The organism is Tissierella praeacuta, assembly GCF_040396155.1.
Taxonomy (GTDB): Bacteria; Bacillota; Clostridia; order Tissierellales; family Tissierellaceae; genus Tissierella; species Tissierella praeacuta_A.
Genome location: NZ_JBEBOY010000036.1, coordinates 26,604 through 32,857 on the forward strand (window position 1 = coordinate 26,604; position 6,254 = coordinate 32,857).

At 28.0% G+C, this 6,254-nt stretch carries 8 protein-coding genes and 1 tRNA gene; 1 reads left to right on the forward strand and 8 read right to left on the reverse strand.

Annotated features, from left to right (window positions below; translation table 11 throughout):
* Positions 1–108 precede the first annotated feature (108 nt).
* From ABWP20_RS14625 to ABWP20_RS14660, 8 genes are read right to left on the reverse strand one after another with little or no spacing between them, the layout of a single operon-like run.
* Entirely contained in the window at positions 109–861 is a 753-nt protein-coding gene (locus ABWP20_RS14625; protein ID WP_353096749.1) for a bifunctional 3-deoxy-7-phosphoheptulonate synthase/chorismate mutase, read from the reverse strand.
* 56 nt (positions 862–917) lie between these two features.
* The gene (locus ABWP20_RS14630) at positions 918–1,457 is read right to left on the reverse strand and encodes a DivIVA domain-containing protein (RefSeq protein WP_353096750.1); all 540 of its coding nucleotides are present in this window, start codon (positions 1,455–1,457) and stop codon (positions 918–920) included.
* A gap of 14 nt (positions 1,458–1,471) precedes the next feature.
* Positions 1,472–2,257, reverse strand: coding sequence for a YlmH family RNA-binding protein (locus ABWP20_RS14635; RefSeq protein WP_353096751.1), 786 nt, complete (start codon positions 2,255–2,257; stop codon positions 1,472–1,474).
* 12 nt (positions 2,258–2,269) lie between these two features.
* A complete protein-coding gene (locus ABWP20_RS14640) occupies positions 2,270–2,536 on the reverse strand; it encodes a YggT family protein (protein WP_353096753.1) in 267 nt (88 codons plus the stop codon).
* A 20-nt stretch (positions 2,537–2,556) separates the two neighbouring features.
* Positions 2,557–2,994 (reverse strand): cell division protein SepF, encoded by a 438-nt coding sequence (locus ABWP20_RS14645; protein WP_353096754.1) that lies wholly within the window; start codon positions 2,992–2,994, stop codon positions 2,557–2,559.
* A gap of 11 nt (positions 2,995–3,005) precedes the next feature.
* On the reverse strand, positions 3,006–3,710 hold the full coding sequence (locus ABWP20_RS14650; protein WP_353096755.1) for a YggS family pyridoxal phosphate-dependent enzyme: 705 nt from the start codon (positions 3,708–3,710) through the stop codon (positions 3,006–3,008).
* A 1-nt stretch (position 3,711) separates the two neighbouring features.
* The gene (locus tag ABWP20_RS14655) at positions 3,712–4,998 is read right to left on the reverse strand and encodes a biotin/lipoyl attachment domain-containing protein (protein ID WP_353096756.1); all 1,287 of its coding nucleotides are present in this window, start codon (positions 4,996–4,998) and stop codon (positions 3,712–3,714) included.
* A 12-nt stretch (positions 4,999–5,010) separates the two neighbouring features.
* Positions 5,011–5,385 (reverse strand): hypothetical protein, encoded by a 375-nt coding sequence (locus ABWP20_RS14660; protein ID WP_353096758.1) that lies wholly within the window; start codon positions 5,383–5,385, stop codon positions 5,011–5,013.
* A 195-nt stretch (positions 5,386–5,580) separates the two neighbouring features.
* Here ABWP20_RS14660 and ABWP20_RS14665 point away from each other — a divergent pair.
* A tRNA-Pro gene (locus ABWP20_RS14665) sits at positions 5,581–5,657 on the forward strand.
* The last annotated feature ends 597 nt before the right edge of the window (positions 5,658–6,254 follow it).

The following is a 6,254-nucleotide window of genomic DNA, read 5'->3' on the forward strand; positions in this document are numbered from 1 at the left end:
CAGTTTTATGAAATTAATTTTTATATCTTGATTAATAATATAACCAGTGGATAAATAAACATTCAATTTTTAGAATAGAATAAATTTACATTATTTCAAACAATATAACTATTTAAAATCTCTATATAAATTTTCAAATCCCTCAAAATCAAGGGATTGGAAACCATCTGATAAAGCTTTATCAGGATTTGGATGTATCTCTACAATTACACCGTCTGCCTCCAATGCCTTTGCAGCTTTTGATGCTGGATGTACTAATTCCCTTCTTCCAGTCCCATGAGACGGATCCACAAATATTGGATAATCTGTTCTCTTCTTCAATATTGGAACACTCATTAAGTCTAAAGTATTTCTAGTATAATCCTCAAATGTTCTAATTCCTCTTTCACACAAAATTATTTCTTCATTACCTTCCATTCTAATATATTCTGCTGCCATAATCCATTCCTCAATAGTTGCACTCATTCCTCTTTTCAACATAACTGGTTTATGAGTTTTTCCAACTTCTCTGAGCAATGAAAAATTCTGCATATTTCTAGAACCTATCTGAATAATATCAATAGAATCCTGTGTTTTTTCTATATCCCTTGGATCCATTATTTCAGAGATCACTTTAAGATTATATTTTAATTTGATTTCATTTAGAATTTCAAGTCCTTCTAATCCTAAACCTTGAAAAGATTTAGGGCTCGTCCTTGGTTTAAAAACACCACCTCTTAATATTCTAACTCCTAAACTAGATAAAAACTTACCGATATCATCCATCTGTTCGTAATTTTCTATTGCACATGGTCCAGCAATTATAGTAAAAGAACCATCTCCAATCAATATTTCATTATCTATATTAATACTTCTAGTCATCTAAATTCCTCCAACTACTTTTATATAAATTCCCCATTAAAGAAAAAAAGAGGCTATTATGCCCCTAAATGATCAACTTCATCTAATTTTTCATCTTCTGATATCTTCTCCTCATCAAATGCTATCTCTTTAGGTTGACTTTTATTTTCATAATCTTTATAAAACTCATCTATGGAAATAAGCTGCGCCTTTATAAAGGATTCATATCTAGTCTTAAATATAAAAATTTCCTTTTTCAAATTGTCATATTCTTTCATTATATTTCTGACTTCATTTACTGCATCATTAATTCTATTCTTAGCTTGTAGTTCTGCATCTTCAATTATTAACTCTGCCTTTTTCCTTGCAGAACTGGTTACATCGTCAGCAGTACTCTGAGCAATAACTAAAGTACTCTTTAGTGTTTCCTCCAAATTATTATATTGTTTTATTTGGTCAGTTAATACTCCTATCTTATCTTTAAGTTCAATATTCTCTCTGTATAATATCTCATAGTTATCGTTAATTGCATCTAAGTAATCATCAACTTCTCTTGTATTATAACCTATTAAAGACTTTTTAAATTGTTTGCTTTGTATGTCTAATGGTGTAATCATTTATCTCACTCCATCTAAATTAATATTCTTATAGTAGCTTTTATTTTCCCCTTTTTACTTAATCCCTCAATAGAGTGAAGAATAGAACGCCCATATCCTCTAACAGAAATTATATCTCCTACTGTTGTTTCCTTTGCAGGCTTATTTATGGATTCCCAATTAATCTTTACATGTCCTGACTTTATTATTCCCATACTTTCTTGCCTGGATAAATTATAAATAGAACTAATAAATACATCAATCCTATATGAAGATAATGTTTTATTTATCTCTTTATACATATAAGGAACAGCGGATATAGAATCTAAAGGCTTTTCCTCTATTTTAATATTTCTATTTGCTATTTTTTCTAGATTAATTAAAAGAAATTCACCTATCTCTTTTTTTACTATAACATCAGTATAATCTTTACTTACTAAAATATCCCCGATTTTAGCTCTCTTTATACCTAGATTAAGTATTGCACCTAAAAAATCTTTATGAGACAGTCCTTCCAAATCTCCACTTATTCTTAAAGCAATAATATTTAGTAGGGTATCATCAGGATTGTAATAACTAGGGTAAATATTTATTACTTGTCTTTCTGCTTGTGGAACTCCACCATTTTCTAAATAATCTACCTCCATAAATCTGTTAAGAATTGATTTAGCCAATAATCTTTCATACGGATCAAAAAAATCTGTAGATTCACAGGAGTGATTGTTCAACACTATCTCAATTTTGTCTATTACTCTTCTCATATCAATTACTTTATCATTATCTGTTATATGAGATATATATTTGTCTTTATCAATTTTCATTTAAATACCCTTCTACAATAATATTCTACCAGCAATGCTATATATTATTCTTAAAAATATAATAGCCAATAGTGGTGAAAAGTCAAACATTCCTGTATTTATCCTTAAGCTCGCAATTAATTCTCTTGCAGGCCCAAGTACAGGTTCTGTAAGCTCATAAATGATTCTAGTAAAAATATTGTCACTATGAATATTTAAGAAAGAAAGCACAATTCTTACAAGAATTAACATTTCAATCAGATTAATTAATATTTCGATTGATTTATATAAAAGTATCATTAATACAATCTACTCCTTTTCTACCAAGAAAATATGCCTCTATTCTTAAGTTCTTCCTTTAAGCCATCAATTTCCACATTACTTGGCGCAAAAATAAATATATCTTTTGTTACCTTTTGAATATTTCCCTCTAATGCATACAATCCACCACTAATAAAATCAAATATCTGTCTTTTAACTCCACCGTCTAATTGCTCCAAATTTACAATAACTGCTTTTCTCAAACTTATATCATCTATTATGCTAGGTGCTTCGTCATAACTAAGGGGTTCATGCACTACAATTTTCATGTTACTATTAGTATGGATATTTACAACTTTATTATTTATCTTTTTTGTTTTAGTAGGCACTGCTACATCATAGTCGTCCTCATACTCTTCATAATCATCTTGTACTTCTTCATCCTCTAAATCCTGTACACCTATAAAATACTTGACTTTGTCCATAAAGTTACTCATTAGTACCCCTCCTAATAATTTCTTTTACCGAAAATAGCTGATCCAATTCTGACCATATTGGATCCTTCCTCAATTGCTAATTCATAATCGTTTGTCATTCCCATAGATAAATAATCCATGGATAAATTTTCATAATTTCTGTTTATTATATCTTCTTTTAAATTAAATAATGTCCTAAAAACATTCCTTAACAACTTAGTATCAGTTGTATAAGGTGCTATTGTCATTAATCCCCTAACTTTAATATTATCAAGATCTAAGATTTCTTCTATAAAATATAATACTTTATCTACTTCAAGGCCAAATTTAGTTTCTTCTTCTGCCACATTAACTTGTATAAGAACATCTGTTGCAATATCATTGTTCTTAGAGCGCTTATCTAACTCTTTGGCCAATGAAATTCTATCTAATGAATGTATCAATCTTGTCTTTCCAATAATATTTCTGACTTTATTAGTTTGTAAATGACCTATCATATGGTAATTTACTGTATCACCAATTATATTATATTTCTTTTCTAACTCTTGTACTTTATTTTCTCCTATATTTAAAATACCAGTTCCAATAGCTTCATTTATTCTTTCTACATCTACTGTTTTAGTAACAGCTATTAGTTCCACCTTTTCTCCTTTTCTGCCAGCTGCATTTAAAGCTTTATCTATATTTTCTTCTATCATAATTATATTATTTTGAATAGATATTTTTATCGCCCCCATCTTAGTTAATTATTTGTCCCTCTTTTATATTAATAGTATTTAAAAATATCTCATCAAATAAGGAAATTGTCCTTGTAGGTTCTTTTTCATCATCAATAGTAATATTTCCACTATTATCTCCAGTATCAACAAAGGTATAATTATCTTCTTCTCCAATAGCTATAATTGGCCTAAATTTTACTATACCACTTTTATCCTTGATATATACCCCCTTCACTGAATCCTTGTCCACTATTGACTTAGTAGGTATTCTATACCCTTCCTTTTTATATTTTATAATATCCACCTTAGGAAATCTTATATTATATAAATCATGTAAAAATGTATTGAGCCTTACTATAATAACCCCCTTATTCTTTGAAGGATTTATCGCAATAATTTTTCCTTTAATTTCTCGCTTGTCCCCTTCTATTTCAAGCCTAATAATGTTTCCTACTTCAAAGTCTTTAACCTGCTTTAAATCTTCTATCTTTAAAGCAATATACCACTCAAAATTATCTATAACCTTATAAATGGGTTCATCTACTGTTACATTAGACTTTATTTCCCTATGCTCTATTTTTTTTGGAACTAAACTATCATAAGTATAATTCTCAAAATCCTTAGGTATGTAAATCTCTTCATATCCATCTATTATATAAGATATAATTCCTCCACTATTAGTATAATATTTCATATGATTACTCTTAATTTCCGAATTAATACTATCCTTCTTTGATTTTAAATTCTCAAGACTTTGACCTACTAAAGTATTTGATGATGAAATATCTTTATTCTTTTCATCATATATGGCTAATTGGCTTTTTAATAAATATACTTCATCAAATTTTCCTGCAATAATGCTATTCTGTAATTCATAAACTAAGGATTCCTTCAATTCCTGAACTTTTTCTTTCTCATTTAAAATCAACTTGGTTTCCGTCTCAGATTTTTCTAAAGCTGATATAGATTCCTCTATTTGTAGAAGTTCTTGTTTAAGAGATGAAGTATCATTCATTGAATTGACACTAGCAATTTGAACACCAGCTGCTACTCTATCACCTTCGGCAGGAGAAATCTCCACTTCACCATTTACAGTTGATTTAACCACTGTTTCATTCTTTATCACAAATCCTTGTGCATAAACTTTTTCAATCAACGTTCCTTTTTCAGGTAGTACCGTCTTTGCATTGCTTGCAAGTAATGAAGGGACTGATCTAAAAATGAAATATAAAAGAACAAAAGATATAGTTATAGTGCGAAATACTTTTCTTCTTTTTCTATTTTTTTCCCTCTCACTATAATTCATCCATTTCACCCTTTAAGTAAAAAACTTTCCATACTTGCTTACTATTTTGAATTTCAAAATATTATCTATTGTAAAAAATTTTACCTCATTTTTATGTGTAACAATCATTATTGATTTATCTTTTTTCTTTGCTCCTAAAAGTATTCCATTGTATTTCTCGTTTTCCTTTGTTATAACTTTTATTTCATCTCCAGCTTTTAATCTAAATCCATCTAAAATAAATTCCTTCATATCCACTTCATTTAAATGTTCCTGAGTCACTGCTTTTTTATCTATAATAATTATATTGTTTTTTAAATAAATCTTTTCTTTCAGTATTACAAATATATATCCAAATATACTTGCTATAAATAATAATATCAAGATAATTTGTATATAAAATAACAAAATTACACCTCCAATATATAAATCATATCAATAGTATAACATAACTATATGCTGTTTTAAACTACTTTGCGAAATCAAAATATCATTTTTTTTTACATAAATAAGAACAAATATGAAATTCGAGTAATTTAATTGAAATATAAGTAATATTAATGTATAATAAAAGTATTATATTGTAATTTAGTCATATATTGTCGGGATGTGGCGCAGTATGGTAGCGTACAAGTCTGGGGGACTTGGGGTCGCTGGTTCAAATCCAGTCATCCCGACCATTTTATATTTTTGTATAGGCTTACAGTCTTGTAAAATAGCCATTTCTTTTTCTGAATTGTATATATTTGAATACAATTCGCTAAAATTGGATCGAATAGCTCGCAAAACGGCACATATATTAAAATTTAATAATTATGACCAACTGTACCAATCATAAAATAAAGTACTCCGAAAAATTAGACATATTAAATTAAACTGCTAATAAGGATTAAGTTCTATATTTAATGGAACTCAATCCTTTTATATTTTCCTTGTTTAAATTTTCTCTAAACTTATCTAACCACTCCACTAGATATAAATCTTCTCCCTTATTTATAGTAAAATAAAGTTGACATATTTCAAAAATCGATATTTCTCTAATAATATAATCCAATCCAATTAAAAAGTGGACTAATCTACTACTTAATCCACTCTAAATCCATTATATTTAATCTCTTTTATTATACTTATTATTTTAATCTGTTATCTGCCCTAAAGCAATATATTTATAAATATAAATCTGATAAAATTATATCTCTAACTTCTTAATAAAAAAATCTATTAATTTAACCTGTTGTGCTAGTTAAAAATTACAAATATAAAAACTCCAGCAATTA

What these genes read in the sequence shown, in the direction of transcription:
- ABWP20_RS14625 (WP_353096749.1), bottom strand. Translation starts at nt 861, where the DNA reads ATGACTAGAAGTATTAATATAGATAATGAAATATTGATTGGAGATGGT.
- ABWP20_RS14650 (WP_353096755.1), bottom strand. Translation starts at nt 3,710, where the DNA reads ATGGGGGCGATAAAAATATCTATTCAAAATAATATAATTATGATAGAA.
- ABWP20_RS14635 (WP_353096751.1), bottom strand. Translation starts at nt 2,257, where the DNA reads ATGAAAATTGATAAAGACAAATATATATCTCATATAACAGATAATGAT.
- ABWP20_RS14640 (WP_353096753.1), bottom strand. Translation starts at nt 2,536, where the DNA reads ATGATACTTTTATATAAATCAATCGAAATATTAATTAATCTGATTGAA.
- ABWP20_RS14645 (WP_353096754.1), bottom strand. Translation starts at nt 2,994, where the DNA reads ATGAGTAACTTTATGGACAAAGTCAAGTATTTTATAGGTGTACAGGAT.
- ABWP20_RS14630 (WP_353096750.1), bottom strand. Translation starts at nt 1,457, where the DNA reads ATGATTACACCATTAGACATACAAAGCAAACAATTTAAAAAGTCTTTA.
- ABWP20_RS14655 (WP_353096756.1), bottom strand. Translation starts at nt 4,998, where the DNA reads ATGAATTATAGTGAGAGGGAAAAAAATAGAAAAAGAAGAAAAGTATTT.